The sequence below is a fragment of the Geodermatophilus sp. SYSU D00779 genome (assembly GCF_054050595.1).
In genome coordinates, this window is the sequence record NZ_JBJGZQ010000014.1 from 36,623 (window position 1) to 51,784 (window position 15,162).

A 15,162-nucleotide genomic window follows, 5' to 3' on the forward strand; every position below is an offset into this window, starting at 1 on the left:
GGCTGTGGGCTGTCACCGATGGCCGCGAAATGACGCCTTCTGCAGGTGGACTCCCGCCCACACCCGTCGAGCCCCGGAGACAGCCATGCCCGACCAGATCCCCGACCGTGATCACACCGCCGAGCCCGCGGCCGAGCTGCTCACCATCGCCGAAGCAGCCCAGCTGCTGCGCGCCCCCGTCGCCACCCTGCGGTACTGGCGCCATCTGGGCACCGGCCCGCACAGCTTCCGCCTCGGCCGCCGCGTCCTCTACCGCCGCGACGACCTGCGCGCCTGGATCGATGCACGGCGCGATCAGGGCACGGCTGAGCGGAATCCGGCTCCAGAGGCGCAGGTCGACGTCGGTGCCGAGCCGCGGACTCTCGTGCCACGTCCTCGACCGCGCAAGGCTGGGCGCGCTTCTGCGGGGACCGAGGCGTCCTACCGGCGTGCGACCAGACCGGAGGGGTGAGCGATGGCATACAAGCGTGGGGACAAGTGGGTTGGCTTCTATCGCGACGCCGCCGGCAAGCAGCACACGAACGGGAACTTCCACCGCAAGCGGGATGCCGACCTCTGGGAGCAGGAGCAGAAGTCGGCGATCAGGAACGACACCTGGGTCGACCCCGGTCGGTCGAAGATGACGGTGGGGCAGTGGTCCGAGACCTGGATGGCCGGCCGAGTTCACCTCAAGCCCAAGACGTTGTCGTCCTACCGGTCACTGCTGGCCACCCGTGTGCTCCCGACCTGGAACACGGTCCCGCTGACCAAGATCAGGCATTCCGACGTCGTCGCCTGGGTGGCCGCGATGCGCGCGGAACTGTCGGCGTCCAGGACCCGGCAGGCCTACCACCTGCTGTCCTCGATGCTGGACGACGCGGTGAAGGACAACCGGCTGGCGCGGAACCCGGCCACCGGTGTCGGCCTGCCCCGCCTGCCGAGGTCCGATCGCCGCTACCTCACCCACCAGCAGCTCGCCGACCTCGCCGACGGCTGCGGCCCGCATCGCCTGATGGTCCTGGTGGCCGGTTACACCGGTCTGCGTTGGGGAGAGCTGACCGGCCTGCGCGTGCGCCGCGTGCAGCCGCTCAGAGGGCGCATCGACGTGGTCGAGGCGGTCACCGAGGTCGACGGAGAGATGGTCTTCGGTACGCCGAAGACACATCAGCACCGGTCGGTGGTGGTGCCCCGCTTCCTTCGGGAGGACCTCGGCCGCCAGCTCACCGGGAAGGCGCCGACCGACCTGGTCTTCGCCTCCCGGGCCGGCACCCCGCTGCGGGTCCAGAACTTTCGCCGCGACTGGTTCGACCGGGCGGCCGATGACGCCGGCCTCTCGGGCCTCACTCCGCACGAGCTCCGGCACACCGCCGCATCCCTCGCCATCGCCTCCGGCGCGTCGGTGAAGGGCGTGCAATCGATGCTGGGCCACGCCTCGGCGCAGATGACGCTGGACCGGTACGGCCACCTGTTTCCCGACGAGCTGGACGCGGTCGCCGACCGCTTGGACGCCGCTCGTGCTGACCAGGTGCTGACCGAACCCCAGTCTGACGCCCCTGTGGCCCGCATCCGGCGCGCGGACTAGCCGCTGACCAGCACCTTTGCGGTGCCCCCGGCAGGATTCGAACCTGCGACACACGGTTTAGGAAACCGATGCTCTATCCCCTGAGCTACGGGGGCTCGTCGGCGCGGGGCCGACCGGGGCGTACCCGTCGAGGTTAGCGGGCCGTGCGGCGGACCCCGTCCGCGGCGCCCTGAGGTGGCTACCGTCGTCCCCGTGGTCGTCCTGCTCCTCGAGCTGGTGGTGCTGCTGGCCCTCGTCGGCCTGCTGCTCTACGCCCTGGGCGTCTGGTCCGCGCGTCCGGCCGTCCCACCTGCCGCCGGCCGGCAGCGCCTGTCCGGCCGGCAGCAGGTCCGGCTCGCCGACGCGGTGGCCCGTGCCCGCTGGACGCCGGCGCACGACGAGGTGGACGGCGAGACGCGGGTGCTGCTGCGGCGGTCCTACCCCGGCCCCGACGGGCTGCCGGTCGTGCTCGAGGAGCGGATCTACACGGCCTTCTCGTCGGCCGACCCGGCCTGGGAGTCGCTGTTCACCGAGGCGATGTCAGCCGCCCGGTTCCGGTGCTCGTTCCTGAACGCGGAGGAGTCCGCCGGCTGACCGGCCCGGCGGGCGGCCTCCTCGACGAGCCGCACGATGGTCCGCGGTCGGTCCGACTGGGGTGCGTGCCCGGCCCACAGCAGCGGGACGAAGCGGGACCCGGGGACCAGCGGCAGGTAGCGCACCGTCTGTCCCGAGGCGACCCAGTCGGCCACGCCCTGCACGAGGGTGACCGGGCAGTCGATGCGGTCCAGACCCCGCGGGACGTCGAGCAGCAGCCCCCACAGCAGGGTGCGCCAGAAGTCGCGGGAGTCGGCGAAGCCCTCGCGCGCCCCGACAGCCTCCGCGGGGGAGGTGCTCCACGGGCGCGCCTTGAGCGGGGCCAGCAGCGCAGCCCGGCCGAGTGCGGAGCGGGACAGCGGGTCGACCAGCGGCGCGATCGTGCGCAGGGCCACCCGAGCCAGGGTCATCCCGCCGCCCTGGAGGGCCCGCTCGGGCGGCATGTTGAGCCCGGACGGCGCGATCGCCACGACGGACCGCGCGCGGCCGCGGACGGCCAGCTCGAGGGCGACCCGGGCGCCCAGCGAGTTGCCGAGCACGTGCACCCGGCCGACGCCCTGGTCGTCGAGGGTCCGCTCGACCGCGTCGGTGAGCGCGGCGACCGTGGGCCGCTCGTCGAGGGCCGGCGAGCGGCCGACCCCGGGCAGGTCGACGTCCAGGACGTCGAAGCGCTCGGCCAGGGACCCGACGACGGCGGTGAAGTCGCGCTGCGAGCTGCCCATGCCGTGGAGCAGCAGCAGCGGTTCGCCGGTGCCGGTGCGGGTGAGGGAGAGCGGTGCGGTCACCCTCCCTGGGTACCCGGGGCGGACTCCGGGCCGGGGTGAGTCTCCTCACGCCGCGTCGACCGAGGCAGCGGGCCGGGAGCCCACCCGGGACAGCCCCGTCGACAGCGCGATGGCGACCACGATGCCGATGACCGGCGGGATGCCGATGCCGAGCTCACCGCTGAGCCACGCGAGGGCGGCGGCCACCGCGTAGGCGAGCAGGTTCGGCCACCGCACCGCGGGCGGGATCGTGCCGGTGGGGATGCCGCGCCGCCGCCAGCGGGCGAGGAAGTCGCCGATGATGACGCCGCCCAGCGGGGGGATGAACGTGCCGAGCAGTCCCAGGTACTCGACGAGGTGGTTCTGCACCCCGGTGAGCGCGAGCACGGTGCCGACCACCGCGCCGCCGATCACGAACGGGCCCTTGCTGGGACGGTCGAACAGCTCGGCGCCGGCCACCCCGAAGGCGTAGGCGGTGTCGGCGTTGCTCTTCCAGAGGTTCCCGAACAGCAGCACCAGACCCCAGCCGACCAGCCCCAGCTGGTAGAGGACGAGGACGAAGTCGCCCTCACCGAAGGTCAGCGCCCCGATCGCGCCGAAGAACACCATGAGCCCGTTGCCGACGAGGAAGCCGATGACGCAGGCCCACACCGCGTGCGAGCCGCGCCGGGCGAACCGGGTCCAGTTGGGCGCCTGGGTGCCGGCGGACACGAACGTGCCGACGACGGTGGTGATGGCGACCGCGACGGCCATCGACGCCGTCGGCCGGACGCTCGTCAGCCCCTCGAGGCCGCCGACCTCCTGCAACGACCGGCCGACCACCCAGAACGCCAGGACGAGGATCAGGGGGGTGGAGACCAGCGAGACCCAGTACATGCCGCGGTAGCCCCAGTAGGCCGTGGCGCACATCAGCACGCTGGTGAGGACCATGACCGCGGCCCGGGCGCCGTAGGAGCGCCACTCCAGCGCCTCGGCGGTCAGGTCGCCGATGGTGCCGACGACGACCCCGTACCAGCCGATCTGCGTGCCGCCCAGCAGGATCGAGGCCAGCTTGGCGCCCCGGGTGCCCAGCGTGTAGCGGGCCATGACGACGGTGGTGAGGCCGGTCCGCGCGCCGACCCAGCCCATCACGGCCACGTACGCACCGAGGATGAGCGAGCCGGCGAGGATGACGAGCACGAGGTCGTCGAAGGCGAACGCCGGCCCCAGCGTGGCGCCGGCCAGCATCGTCGGGGTGAACACGGTGAAGCCCAGCAGCACGACCGCGATCGAGAAGAACGACTTCCGCGCGTGCGCCGGGACCGGCGTGACCGGGTAGTCCGGGTCGACGACCTCCGTCGTCGCGGCCCCGGACGCGGTCACGACTCCTCCCCGATGTCCTCGAGCCACAGCTCCGGCCGCTCGGCGAGCATCCGCTCCATGAGGGCGAGGCAGTCCGGGTCGTCCAGCACGTCGACCTGCACGCCGCGGGACCGCAGCAGCTCCTCGGAGACCTGGAAGCTGCGGTTCTCGCCGACGACGACGCGCGGGATGTCGTAGAGCAGCGCCGTCCCCGCGCACATGAGGCAGGGGGAGAGGGTCGTGTAGAGGACGCTGCGGCGGTACACCGACGCCGGCAGCCGGCCGGCCCGCTCGATGCAGTCGGTCTCCCCGTGGCGGATGGCGCTGGCCATCTGCACGCGGCGGTTGCGGCCGACGGCCAGCACCCGGTCGCCGTCGACCAGCGCCGCACCGATGGGGACCCCGCCCTCCTCCCAGCCGATGCGCGCCTGTTCCACGGCCAGACCGAGGAAGAACCGGTCGCGCTCCTCCGGGGTCAGGCCGGTCGGGACGGTGGGCAGCGGCGGTGTGGTCACGGCTCCTCCTCGCAGGACGACGGCGGTGTGATCGTGCAGGCGGGCCCGGGTCCCCGCACCCGCGGGGCGTGGACGGCGGTGCCCGGTGCGGCCGCACCTCGCGGACCGTCGTCCCCGCTGCCGACGGCGAACCCGGTCCGGCCGCCCGCGGAGCGGCCGCCGTGCGCCGTCCGGCAGCCCTGACGACGTCCCCGGTGGGGGCGACGGCAGGATGGGGGCCATGGGTCAGGTCGTCGCCACCGCGGAACGGGTCGTCCGAGCGCCGGTGGACCGGGTGCGGTCCGCTCTCGCCGACTACGAGGGGACGCGCCCCCGCGTGCTCCCCGAGCAGTTCAGCGGCTACCGGGTCGAGTCCGGCGGCCAGGGCGCGGGCACCCGCGTCGCCTGGCGCTTCGCCGCCACCTCCAAGCGGGTCCGCGACCAGCTGGTCGAGGTCGGCCAGCCCGACCCCGACACCCTGGTCGAGACCGACACCCGCTCGTCGATGGTGACCACCTGGACGCTGCACCCGGCCGACGCCGGGCTGACCACCGTCCGGGTCCGCACCACCTGGAACGGCGCCGGCGGCATCGGCGGCTTCTTCGAGCGCACCTTCGCGCCCAAGGGGCTGCGCCGGGTGTACGAGGAGCTGCTGGGCCGGCTCGACCGCGAGGTCGCTCCCTCCTGAGGTCGCGGCGCGGGTTGCCGGCGAGGGGGACCATGGCGGCGTGACCGCAGTCCCCGCCGCCGTCGACCCGGCCGCCGCAGACCCCGGCACCCTCGAGGACCTGGCCGCGCTCGTGGCGGACGGCGACGTCGTCGTGCTCTCGGGAGCCGGCCTGTCCACCGACTCCGGCATCCCCGACTACCGCGGGGCCACCGGGTCGCTGCGCCGGCACACGCCCATGACGTACCAGACGTTCCTGCGCGACCCGCGCGGCCGGCACCGCTACTGGGCGCGCAGCTTCGTGGGCTGGCCGCAGATCCGCGAGGCCCGGCCCAACGCCGGGCACGCCGCGGTCGCCGACCTGCAGCGGGCCGGGCTGGTGACCGGGGTGGTCACGCAGAACGTCGACGGGCTGCACCAGGCCGCCGGCGCGCGGGACGTCGTCGAGCTGCACGGCGGGCTGGACCGCACCATCTGCCTGGCCTGCGGGGACGTCGCCGACCGCGGCGAGCTGCACGAGCGGCTGCACGCGGTCAACCCGCACTTCGGGCCGCACGTCGACGAGGTCAACCCCGACGGCGACGCCGAGCTGCCCGACGAGCTGCTCGACGGGTTCGTCATGGTCGACTGCCTGGCCTGCGGGCGCGGTCCGCTCAAGCCCGACGTCGTCTTCTTCGGCGAGACGGTGCCGCGCGACCGGGTGGACACCTGCTTCGCGATGGTCGAGCAGGCCGGCTCCCTGCTGGTGCTGGGCTCCTCCCTGACGGTCATGAGCGGCTACCGGTTCGTGCTGCGCGCCGAGAAGCTCGGCATCCCCGTCGGGCTGGTCAACCTCGGCCCGACCCGGGGTGACGCGAAGGTCGACGTCCGGGTGGACGCCCCGCTCGGCACGGTGCTGCCCGACCTGGTCCGCCGCGTCGCTGCGTGACGCGCGAGGTCGGCCGCACCGAGGACGGCCGGTGGCTGGTCGTCGACGGCCGGCGCTGGCGGGCGGCCGACCCCGCGCTGCCCGACGACGTCCGCGCCCGCCTGCTGCACCACCTCGGGGTGGCGCGCTCGGCGGTGCGGTCTGCCGGCCGCACCGGGGACGACGCCGCGCTGGCCGCCGCCCGCGCCCGCGTGCAGCTGGCCAAGACCGGGCTGGGGGAGCGCGGCACCGCGTGGTGGGAGCAGGACGACGCCGCGCGCCGGGCCCGCTGGGAGGCCGCCCTCGCCGCGTTGGACCCGCCGGGCGGTTGACCCCGCGTCGGTCCGGGAAGGAGGAGCCGCGATGCAGACCTTCCTGCCCGTCGCCGACTTCGAGGAGAGCGCCCGGCTCCTGGACTCGCCCCGCCTGGGCAAGCAGCGGGTGGAGACGCTCCAGGTGCTGCGGGCCCTCGAACTGCCCGACTACGGCTGGACGTCGCACCCGGTGGTCCGGATGTGGCGCGGTCGGACGCCGGCGCTGGTGGCGTACGGGCTGGCCATGGTCCGGGTGTGGCGGGAACGTGGGTTCGCCGACACCACGCACACGCTGATCGCCGAGTTCGCGCCCGACGTGGTCGGCGTCCCGCAGGAGGAGCTGGCGCGCGCCGGGATGCTGCCCACCTGGGTCGGGGACGAGGCGCTGCACCTGTCGCACCGGTCGAACCTGCTGGCCAAGGAGCCGGACTTCTACCGGCCGCTGTTCGGTCCCCTCTTCGGCGCCGAGCCCGAGGACCTGCCCTACGTCTGGCCCGAGCCCGACGACCTCCCGCCGGCACCCGAGCCCGAGGGCACGCGGGTGTGGGTGGTGCGCCCCCGCGCGCACAACGAGCTCGGCGCCTGCCTGGCCGCGGGCGTCGTCGGGCTGGGCACCCAGTCCGGCATCGACGTGGACGCCACCGGGCTGTCCCCGGCCGAGCTGCGCGCGTTGTCCAAGGAGATCTCCGGCCGCCGCCCGGCCAAGGACCTGCGGCAGCTCTCGGCCTTCCTCGACGAGGTGCGCCCCGGCGACCCGGTCGCGCTGCCCATCGAGCACGGCGCGGGGCTGCTCGTGGGCGAGGTGCTCGGGGACTACCTGTTCGAGGGCCGTGAGCTGCTGCCGCACCGCCGTCCCGCCCGCTGGGACCGCGTCGTGCCGCGCGCCGCGGCCCGCCCGCCGGCCACCCTGCAGGACCCGCGCGCGCTGTTCTCCGTCGTCATCGACCCCGACGTGCTGCCGCCGGCGCTGGCCGGCACCACCTACCGCGAGCCGGCGCTGCCACTGGCGTGAGAGAGGACCCCGTCCTCCCCACCCCTCGCAGGCTCGGGGCGGGGCCCGGGACGGGGCCGGCCGGCCGCGACGACCAGCGTCCACGCGGCGGCGTGCAGCCGGCGCAGTTCCAGCCACGGCGCCAGCTCGGCGTCGGAGGGGCCGCCGACCGCGTCCAGCGCGGCCCGGCCGTCGAGCCGGGAGGTGCTGCGCAGGCAGGCGAGGTCCCAGGCGCGGGGGCCGGCGCAGGTGTCCTCGAGGTCGGTCCACCGCCAGCCGCCGGGGGTGGCCAGCAGGTTGCCCGGGTGCGCGTCGCCGTGCAGCCGCACCACCTCGCCGTCCAGCCTCGGACGGAGCTCCGCCAGCCGGTCGCGCAGACGGTCCAGCTGCGCCGGAGCGGCTCCCCACGCCCCGCCCACCGAGACGAAGCGGGCGAGGTCGTCGAGCGGGGTGTCCAGCGGCGTGCCGTCCACCGGCAGCGCCGCGAGGGAGCCGTGCAGCTCGACCAGGGCGCGGGCCGCCTCACCCGGCGACGGCACCGAGGGCAGCACCTCGACGTGCTGCCAGAAGGAGAGCTCGAGGCCCGCGTACCGGTGCGGCCCCGGAGGCAGCAGGTCGCTGGGCGGGACGACCGGCGCGCCCGCCGCCGCGAGGGCACCGGCGACGGCCACCTCGCGGGCGAACGAGCGCAGCGGGCTGGGGCGCAGCAGCGGCGTCAGGGTCGCCACCCGCGCGACGACCGGCGCCGGCGCCAGGTGGACGACGGCGTTGACGCCGTCCTGCAGCACCCGTGGCTCGGTCGAGCGGACCCCGTGCTCGGCGGCCACCGCCCGGGCGGCGAGCAGGGCCCGCACCGCCCGGGCGGGCGCCGTCACGCGCCGGGCCGGCGCACGTTCTGCAGCCGCACCTGGCCGCGGGCGACCAGCTTGCCGTCGTCGGCCCGGGTGAGCAGCACCTGCCAGAGCTGCTGGGTGCGGCCCTGCTGCACCGGCTCGGCGACGACCTGCAGCCGCCCCTCGGTCATCGAGCGGATGAAGTCGGTGTTGTTGTTGACGCCGACGGCGAACTGCCCGCCGTCGGCCACCGCCACGCTCGCTCCGATGCTGGCCGCGGACTCGATGACGGCGCAGTAGAGCCCACCGTGGACGACGCCCCACGGGGTGTGCTGCTCGGGCCCCACCTGGACCGTCCCGGTCACGCGCGTGCCGCTGACCTCGCCGACCTCGAAGGCGGTGGCGGCGACGAACGGGCTGGCCGAGGCGAGGTCGACCGCGGGCAGGTCGGCGCTCACGCGGCGTCCCACACGAGGCAGAAGGGGTGGCCCACCGGGTCGGCGTAGACGCGGAAGTCGCCCCCTCCGCCGGGCAGCGGGCACGCGCCGAGCGCGAGCACCCTCGGCTCGGCCTCCTCGATGTCGGCCACCCGGACGTCGAGGTGGAACTGCTGCGGGCGCTGCGGATCGGGCCAGTCCGGGGGCGTGAGGTCCGGCGCCTGCTGGAAGGCCAGCCGGTACCCCTGGCCGGTGACGACGACCCAGTCGTCGCCCGGGGAGCCCTTGCTGACCTCCATCCCCAGCAGGTCGGCGTAGAACGTCGCGAGGGCGTACGCGTCGGGGGCGTCGATGACGACGGAGTGCAACTGGCCGATCATGGGCCCATCCTGCGGGCCGGGGGAGTGTCCGACCAGCGGTGATCCGGCCGCTCGCCGCGACGATCCGGCCACCGGGCAGGATCGCCCCGTGGACTCCTCGACCGCCCCCAGGCTCGGCTCGCTGACCTGGGTCCCCGCCCCCGAGCGGCCGGAGCTGCTCGCCGCCCCGGTGGCCGCGGCGCTGGACGCGCTGACGGCTCCCGCCTGGGTCGCCGAGATCGACCCCGACCTCGCCGACACCGCCGCCTTCACCGAGGCGTACGGGGTGCCGCTGGAGGTCTCGGTGAACTGCGTGGTCGTCGCCGCCCGCCGTGCCGGGCAGACCGAGCTGGCCGCGTGCCTGGTCCCGGCGACCACCCGCGCGGACGTCAACGGCCTGGTGCGCCGCCACCTCGGCGCCCGCAAGGTCTCCTTCGCGCCCCAGGACGTCGCCGTCGCCGAGAGCGGCATGGAGTACGGGGGCATCACCCCGCTCGGGCTGCCGCCGTCCTGGCCGGTGCTGGTCGACCCCACCGTCGCGGCCGCCGACCTCGTCGTGGTCGGGTCGGGCACCCGGGGCAGCAAGCTGGCGGTGTCCGGGGCCGCGCTGTCCGCGCTGCCCGCCGCGGAGGTCCTCGAGGGACTCGGCCGCCCGGTGGCCGAGCCGCCGCGGCCGGCTCCGGCGGCGCCGGCCGAGCGGGCTGCCGACGACCGGGACGTCGGCTGGGGCGAGCGCCCCGAGGAGCTGTCGGCCGCCGACCGGCGTTACCTCGAAGACCGCCCGCCGCACTGGGGCAGCGACTGAACGAGGGCCCTCCTCACCATTCGCGAGCTCACGGCGAGCCTCCGGCCGGGGCATGACCGGGGCTGGGCTCCTCGCCGCGGGCGCGCCGCTCGACGGGCGCCTCCATCGCCGGCACGACGAGGGAGTGGACGACCGCCGCCCACCAGGTCGACCAGCGGGGTCACCACGACTCGGTGAACCGGTCGACGACCGCGGTGGAGGCGGTACCGATGACCACGGCGACGGCGAGCTCGACGAGGTCGCCGCGCAGCAGAGGGTCCCCGAAGCCCTCGGGCGTCATCCACCCACCCCCGGCGCGACCGGTCCGGCACCCGGCGTCGAGCGTGGCGGGAGGCTGAGGGTGAGCGTCGCGGTGGTGGCCGCGGCGGCGAGCCGGGCCGCGGTGTCGGCGTCGACGGCGAGCAGCAGCAGGCCGTCGTCCTCCGGCCCGGGGGTGGCTAGGACCGGCGCCCCGGCGGCGACCACCTCGGCACGGGCGGCGCCCGGTGGCGTGGCCAGGACGTCGACCCGGTCACCGGGCTGCACCAGCGCGCTGACCGCGAGGTCGGCGGGGCGCACCGGCGCGGCGACCTGGCCGGGACCGAGCCGGGCGGTCGGACCGGCCCCGACCAGGGCGGCGTCGGTGAGCGGCTCGCCGGACCGGACGCCGCCGGCGAGCACCTGGCCCACGACCGCGGTCGGGTCCTCGACCGTGCCGGCGGGGCGCAGCTCGGGCGGGTAGAGCGTGACGGCGACGTCCCCGGCGGCCAGGACGGCGCCGGCCGCGAGGTCGGCCGCGGCGACGACGACCGGGACGGCGGCCGGGGCGCTGGCCGGTGCCGCGGCAGGGCGCAGGGCCAGGACGAGGGCGGTGGCGGCGAGGAGCGCGGCGAGGACCTGACGGGTGGTGTGCAGCGGTCGGCGCGGGCGGCGGAAGCGGACCATGCGCCCACGCTGGCCGCCCGCGACCGGCGGGGGGACGGCAGACGCCGGGTTGTGGACGCGGCGTCCGCCTGTGGACCGCGGGTCAGCTGGCGGCGGCGCTGCTCGAGGAGGAGCTGGAACCGCTCGACGAGGAGGCTCCCGAGGACGACGAGGTGGACGCGGCGGGGGCGGCGTCCTTCTTGCCGTTGCCGTTGGACGACGAACTCGACTCGCCGGACGAGGAGCCGGACCGGCTGTCGGTGCGGTAGAAGCCCGAGCCCTTGAAGACCACGCCGACCGAGCCGTAGACCTTGCGCACCGCGCTGCCGCACTCGGGGCACTCGCTCACCGGGGCGTCGGTGAAGCTCTGCACCACCTCGAACTGGTGCTTCCCGTCGGGGTTGGTGCATGCGTACTGGTACGTGGGCACGGTGGTGGTACTCCTCGTCGGACGGGTCGGGTTGGCACTCTCACCCGGCGACTGCCAATGATGCGCGTCGCCACGGCATCCGTCCACGTGCTGCCGGCGAGTGTCACCTCCGCGTGCGTGCGAGGGTGAACGCAGGCTGCGCGAGTGCCCGGGTGCGGGCGCGAGGGCCCGGTCGCGGTCATCCGAGGGCGGCTCCGCGGCCGCGACGGGACCTCGCGGTGGTGGAGTGCTCGACGGTTCGGCCCGGTGCTCAGGGTGGGCAGGGGACCTGGCTGATCGTGTCGGTCCTGGATGCATGACCGGCGGCGTGCGTGAGGTGCCGCCACCCGGCGAGGTCCCGGACGAGTGCCTGGGCGCGGGCGCACCGACGGCGACCTCCACGTCCTGACGGGAGCCGGCACCGCCGGTCGCACCGCCCTCGCGCTTCCGGCTGGCTCCCCCTCCGTCGTCAGCGGGCCTGGCAAGATCACCGGCCCGGGCGGCGCGGCCGCCACCGACCACCAGCCCTGGCCCCATCGGGCGTGGCCGGCACCCACCAGGCAGAAGGACTCACGATGAGCACCACCGCACCGACCGTGCCGCCGCAGTAGCCGTGTCCACCACCGACCGCGCCCGTACCGGCCCGATCCGCGGGATCATCGCCGGGTCGCTGGCGACCGGCGCGGCCACCGCCGCCGTCCTCACCCTGGTGGTCTTCGGCGGAGCACCCGAGCCCGTCATCACGGGGGCGGCGCTGCTCGGTTTCGCCCTCGGCTGGGCGATCCTGGCGGTGCTGTCGGCCCGGCTGACCGATCAGCCCCAGAGCTGGGCGTGGGTCCCGGCCGCAGGGCTGGGCACGACGGGGCTCGGGCTCCTGGCCCTCACCCCCCACGACCGCGCCATCACCCTCAGCGGCTGGGTGTGGCCTCCGCTGCTCCTGTCGCTCGCCATCTGGATGGGCGTCCGCGTCCGCCGCTCGCTGGCAGCCGGCGGGGGCCGCTGGCTGCTGTACCCCGTGGCCGCGATCGTGGCCGGGGCCGGCGTCGGCGGCATGGTCGAGACCGTCGGGCTGGCCCTCGACCAGCGCAGCCATGCCATGCCGGGGCAGTCCTACGACGTCGGCGGCTACCGGCTGCACCTGACCTGCACCGGCTCGGGCGGTCCCACCGTCGTGCTGCAGAGCGGGCTCGGTGAGATGTCGGCGAACTGGGCGCGCATCGTCCCCGAGGTCAGCCGCACGACCCGGGTGTGCGCCTACGACCGCGCCGGGCAGGGCTGGAGCGAGGACGCCCCCCACCGCCAGGACGGGGTGCAGGCCGCCGCCGATCTGCACACGCTGCTGCGCCGGGCCGGCGAGAACGGACCGTACGTGCTGGTCGGGCACTCCATCGGCGGGAACCATGCGATGACCTACGCCGCCCGCTACCCCGAGCAGGTCGCCGGCATGGTCCTGCTCGACGCGACCGACCCCTACCGGTCGGCGGGCACCGGCTCGGCTCACGCCGGCCCGCCCGGCGCGGTCGCGCTGGCGCCCAGCCTGGCTCGGCTGGGCGTCGGCCGGCTGCTGCCCACGTCCTCCTGGTCAGCGCTGCCCGAGCCGGCCGCTGGACAGGTCCGGGCGTTCGTCGCCAGCGCCCGCGGCTGGCGCAACACCTGCGACGAGATCGCCACCATGCCGGCACTGCTCTACCAGGCCCGGGCGCTGACCGCTCTCGGGAGCACGCCACTGGTCGTCCTCACCGCCGCAGACCCGGATCCGAGCTGGTCGGCTGCTCAGGACCGGATGGCCGCGCTGTCGACCAACAACAGCCACCGCGTCGCCGACGCCACGCACGCTGGACTGCTGGAGGAGGAGCGAGGCGCCGAGGAGTCGGCGCGTGCGATCGCCGACGTCATCGACGCCGCGCGCACCGGTTCGCCGCTGGCGGGAGCCTGACCCTCCCCGGACGACCCATCGAGCACCGCGCCAGGTGCCGCGCAGGAGTACGCGTGTTCCGCCCCTGGCGCGGAGCGGCTCGGATCCGGCCGAGCAGTCCGACCGCCTGCCGGACCACAGCCAGGCGATGACGAACCCGACCGTCAGGTCCCGCCAGGACAGGTCGCCGTCGGCGAGCGGTCGGGTGGCGCCCCGAGCGCGGAGAAGCGCCCGCCCTCTCGATTGGGTAGACTGGTCTACCCAACATGGAGGAGGGGTCGCTCGTGTCCGGACGTGGACGCCGAGAGGGCGCCGGGATCGGCCGGCCGGCGGAGTCGGCCCGCGGTTCGGCTCGAGCCCGGTTGCTGGCAGCAGCCGCGGAGTGCTTCTACGACCACGGGGTGAACGGCACCGGGATCGACACCATCACCGCCGCGGCGGGCGTGGCGAAGATGAGCCTGTACAACAACTTCGCCAGCAAGGACGACCTGGTCCTGGCCTACCTCGAGGCGCGGCACGAGGAGTGGCTGGACCTCTACCGCCGCCGGCTGGCCGGCGCGACCGACGCCCGCCAGCGGGTCGCCGCGGTCCTCGACGCCTACGTCGACCACGCCGAGCTGGCCTACCAGCACGGGTTCCGCGGGTGCGGGTTGCTCAACGCGGCGGCCGAGTTGCCCGCCGGTGCGCCCGGGCGGCAGCTGGTGCGCCGGCACAAGGAGGAGGTCGAGGCGCTGCTGGCCGCCCACCTCGCCGAGCTGGACGGGGTGCCGGCCGAGCGGGTCGCCGACCTGGCGGAGCAGCTGTCGTTCCTGCTCGAGGGCGCGATGGCGCGGGCCGGGCTGGAGGGCGACTCCCGTCGGCTGCACCGGGTCCGTGACCTGGCCCTGCAGCTGGTGGACGCCGCCGCCGGCGGGGACGCGAGGTGAGACGCGGGGAGGCGTACGGCAGCGCGTGCGTGCTGGCCGCGGCCCTGCTGTGGGGCACGACGGGCACCGCGGCGGCGCTGGCAACCGGCGTCGGGTCGCTGGCGGTCGGCGCGGCGGCGATGGGGGTGGGCGGCCTGCTGCAGGCGGCGGCCGCGCTGCGGGTGATCCGTGCCCACCGCGCCGGCCTGGCCGCGCAGTGGCCGACCCTGGCGGTGTCCGCCGGCGCGGTGGCGGTGTACCCGCTGGCCTTCTACACCTCGATGCGCCTGGCCGGGGTCGCGGTCGGCACGGTCGTGTCCATCGGCTCGGCGCCGATGGCGGCCGCCCTCATCGAACGCGTCGTCGACCGCCGGCCGCTGTCCCGCCGCTGGGCGCTCGGCGCGACCGTGGGGGTGCTCGGCGTGCTGGCGCTGGCCATCGCCCGCGCAGGGGAGGAGGAGGCGGCGACCGGCGCTCCCGGTGCGCAACCCGTGCTGGGCATCGCGCTGGGCCTGCTGGCCGGCCTGACCTATGCCCTGTACTCCTGGGGCGCCGCGCGGGCGATGCGCCGCGGACTGCCCTCCCGCCCCGTCATGGGCGCCGTCTTCGGGCTCGGCGGCGTCCTGCTGCTGCCGGTCCTGCTGCTCACCGGCGCTCCCATCCTCGCGTCCTGGCCCGACTTCGCGGCCGTGGCCTACCTGGCCCTCGTGCCGATGTTCGTCGGCTACGTGCTGTTCGGCCGGGGCCTGGCCGCCGTCCCCGCGAGCACCGCCACCTCGCTCACCCTGCTCGAGCCGGCCGTCGCCGCGGTCATCGCCGTCCTCGTCCTGCACGAACGGCTGCCGGCCCTGGGCTGGGTGGGCATGGGGGTCCTGCTCGCCAGCCTCGTGGTGCTGACCGCGGCGCCGAGCCGGCAGCACCCGGACACGGGGAGGACTCCGTCCCCGGTGCCGCCACGCGCGGTCGACCCCGTCCCGTAGGCCC

General features: G+C 75.5%; 19 protein-coding genes, 1 tRNA gene and 1 pseudogene. 11 read left to right on the forward strand and 10 right to left on the reverse strand.

Translation table 11 applies throughout. From position 1 onward, the window contains the following. Positions 1-85: 85 nt before the first annotated feature. A pseudogene (locus ACI79G_RS12870) lies at positions 86-301 on the forward strand (helix-turn-helix domain-containing protein); the annotation flags it as partial. Between the two features lie 153 nt (positions 302-454). Then, positions 455-1,561: a tyrosine-type recombinase/integrase gene (locus ACI79G_RS12875; protein WP_456881520.1), complete on the forward strand. Its 1,107-nt coding sequence runs from the start codon at positions 455-457 to the stop codon at positions 1,559-1,561. 22 nt (positions 1,562-1,583) lie between these two features. On the opposite strand, the gene ACI79G_RS12880 is transcribed toward ACI79G_RS12875, so the two are convergent. Next, positions 1,584-1,656: transfer RNA gene (locus ACI79G_RS12880), tRNA-Arg, on the reverse strand. A gap of 97 nt (positions 1,657-1,753) precedes the next feature. On the opposite strand from ACI79G_RS12880, the gene ACI79G_RS12885 reads away from it, so the two are divergent. After that, positions 1,754-2,134, forward strand: a complete 381-nt coding sequence (locus ACI79G_RS12885; RefSeq protein WP_456881521.1) for a hypothetical protein — start codon at positions 1,754-1,756, stop codon at positions 2,132-2,134. On the opposite strand, the gene ACI79G_RS12890 is transcribed toward ACI79G_RS12885, so the two are convergent. Genes ACI79G_RS12890 through ACI79G_RS12900 form a run of 3 tightly spaced genes read right to left on the reverse strand, consistent with a single transcriptional unit; the run spans position 2,023 to position 4,754 of the window. Beyond that, positions 2,023-2,919: an alpha/beta fold hydrolase gene (locus ACI79G_RS12890; RefSeq protein WP_456881522.1), complete on the reverse strand. Its 897-nt coding sequence runs from the start codon at positions 2,917-2,919 to the stop codon at positions 2,023-2,025. The genes ACI79G_RS12885 and ACI79G_RS12890 overlap by 112 nt on opposite strands. A 45-nt stretch (positions 2,920-2,964) precedes the next feature. Beyond that, on the reverse strand, positions 2,965-4,260 hold the full coding sequence (gene codB / locus ACI79G_RS12895; protein WP_456881523.1) for a cytosine permease: 1,296 nt from the start codon (positions 4,258-4,260) through the stop codon (positions 2,965-2,967). Continuing rightward, complete coding sequence (locus tag ACI79G_RS12900) at positions 4,257-4,754, reverse strand: nucleoside deaminase (protein WP_456881524.1); 498 nt, start codon at positions 4,752-4,754, stop codon at positions 4,257-4,259. The genes codB and ACI79G_RS12900 overlap by 4 nt, the downstream gene beginning before the upstream one ends. 220 nt (positions 4,755-4,974) lie before the next feature. Between ACI79G_RS12900 and ACI79G_RS12905 the strand changes: the two genes are divergently transcribed. The 4 genes from ACI79G_RS12905 to ACI79G_RS12920 are packed head-to-tail and all read left to right on the forward strand — an operon-like array spanning position 4,975 to position 7,633. Further along, positions 4,975-5,421 carry an SRPBCC family protein gene (locus ACI79G_RS12905; RefSeq protein WP_456881525.1) on the forward strand — a complete coding sequence of 149 codons (447 nt, stop codon included), beginning with the start codon at positions 4,975-4,977 and terminating at the stop codon, positions 5,419-5,421. A gap of 40 nt (positions 5,422-5,461) precedes the next feature. Further along, positions 5,462-6,328 (forward strand): NAD-dependent protein deacetylase, encoded by an 867-nt coding sequence (locus ACI79G_RS12910; RefSeq protein WP_456881526.1) that lies wholly within the window; start codon positions 5,462-5,464, stop codon positions 6,326-6,328. Continuing rightward, complete coding sequence (locus ACI79G_RS12915) at positions 6,325-6,639, forward strand: biopolymer transporter Tol (RefSeq protein WP_456881527.1); 315 nt, start codon at positions 6,325-6,327, stop codon at positions 6,637-6,639. Before ACI79G_RS12910 ends, ACI79G_RS12915 begins: the two co-directional genes overlap by 4 nt. A gap of 31 nt (positions 6,640-6,670) precedes the next feature. Further along, complete coding sequence (locus tag ACI79G_RS12920; RefSeq protein ID WP_456881528.1) at positions 6,671-7,633, forward strand: MSMEG_6728 family protein; 963 nt, start codon at positions 6,671-6,673, stop codon at positions 7,631-7,633. Here ACI79G_RS12920 and ACI79G_RS12925 read toward each other — a convergent pair. Genes ACI79G_RS12925 through ACI79G_RS12935 form a run of 3 tightly spaced genes read right to left on the reverse strand, consistent with a single transcriptional unit; the run spans position 7,603 to position 9,262 of the window. Continuing rightward, entirely contained in the window at positions 7,603-8,487 is an 885-nt protein-coding gene (locus ACI79G_RS12925) for a phosphotransferase family protein (protein ID WP_456881529.1), read from the reverse strand. The genes ACI79G_RS12920 and ACI79G_RS12925 overlap by 31 nt on opposite strands. Beyond that, the gene (locus tag ACI79G_RS12930) at positions 8,484-8,903 is read right to left on the reverse strand and encodes a PaaI family thioesterase (RefSeq protein WP_217636245.1); all 420 of its coding nucleotides are present in this window, start codon (positions 8,901-8,903) and stop codon (positions 8,484-8,486) included. The genes ACI79G_RS12925 and ACI79G_RS12930 overlap by 4 nt, the downstream gene beginning before the upstream one ends. Next, positions 8,900-9,262, reverse strand: a complete 363-nt coding sequence (locus ACI79G_RS12935; RefSeq protein WP_456881530.1) for a VOC family protein — start codon at positions 9,260-9,262, stop codon at positions 8,900-8,902. Before ACI79G_RS12935 ends, ACI79G_RS12930 begins: the two co-directional genes overlap by 4 nt. Before the next feature lie 88 nt (positions 9,263-9,350). Here ACI79G_RS12935 and ACI79G_RS12940 point away from each other — a divergent pair, with 88 nt between their 5' ends. Then, positions 9,351-10,046, forward strand: a complete 696-nt coding sequence (locus tag ACI79G_RS12940; RefSeq protein ID WP_456881531.1) for a YbaK/EbsC family protein — start codon at positions 9,351-9,353, stop codon at positions 10,044-10,046. Positions 10,047-10,206: 160 nt separating this feature from the next. Here ACI79G_RS12940 and ACI79G_RS12945 read toward each other — a convergent pair whose 3' ends face one another. From ACI79G_RS12945 to ACI79G_RS12955, 3 genes are all read right to left on the reverse strand, one after another. Further along, a complete protein-coding gene (locus ACI79G_RS12945) occupies positions 10,207-10,326 on the reverse strand; it encodes an MscL family protein (RefSeq protein WP_456881532.1) in 120 nt (39 codons plus the stop codon). Continuing rightward, positions 10,323-10,970 carry a Flp pilus assembly protein CpaB gene (cpaB, locus tag ACI79G_RS12950; RefSeq protein ID WP_456881533.1) on the reverse strand — a complete coding sequence of 216 codons (648 nt, stop codon included), beginning with the start codon at positions 10,968-10,970 and terminating at the stop codon, positions 10,323-10,325. Before cpaB ends, ACI79G_RS12945 begins: the two co-directional genes overlap by 4 nt. An 82-nt stretch (positions 10,971-11,052) precedes the next feature. Further along, complete coding sequence (locus ACI79G_RS12955; protein WP_456881534.1) at positions 11,053-11,379, reverse strand: FmdB family zinc ribbon protein; 327 nt, start codon at positions 11,377-11,379, stop codon at positions 11,053-11,055. Between the two features lie 592 nt (positions 11,380-11,971). Here ACI79G_RS12955 and ACI79G_RS12960 point away from each other — a divergent pair. From ACI79G_RS12960 to ACI79G_RS12970, 3 genes are all read left to right on the forward strand, one after another. Continuing rightward, entirely contained in the window at positions 11,972-13,294 is a 1,323-nt protein-coding gene (locus ACI79G_RS12960; RefSeq protein WP_456881535.1) for an alpha/beta fold hydrolase, read from the forward strand. Positions 13,295-13,557: 263 nt separating this feature from the next. Continuing rightward, a complete protein-coding gene (locus ACI79G_RS12965; protein WP_456881536.1) occupies positions 13,558-14,199 on the forward strand; it encodes a TetR/AcrR family transcriptional regulator in 642 nt (213 codons plus the stop codon). Further along, positions 14,196-15,158 (forward strand): DMT family transporter, encoded by a 963-nt coding sequence (locus ACI79G_RS12970; protein ID WP_456881537.1) that lies wholly within the window; start codon positions 14,196-14,198, stop codon positions 15,156-15,158. Before ACI79G_RS12965 ends, ACI79G_RS12970 begins: the two co-directional genes overlap by 4 nt. Positions 15,159-15,162: the final 4 nt, after the last annotated feature.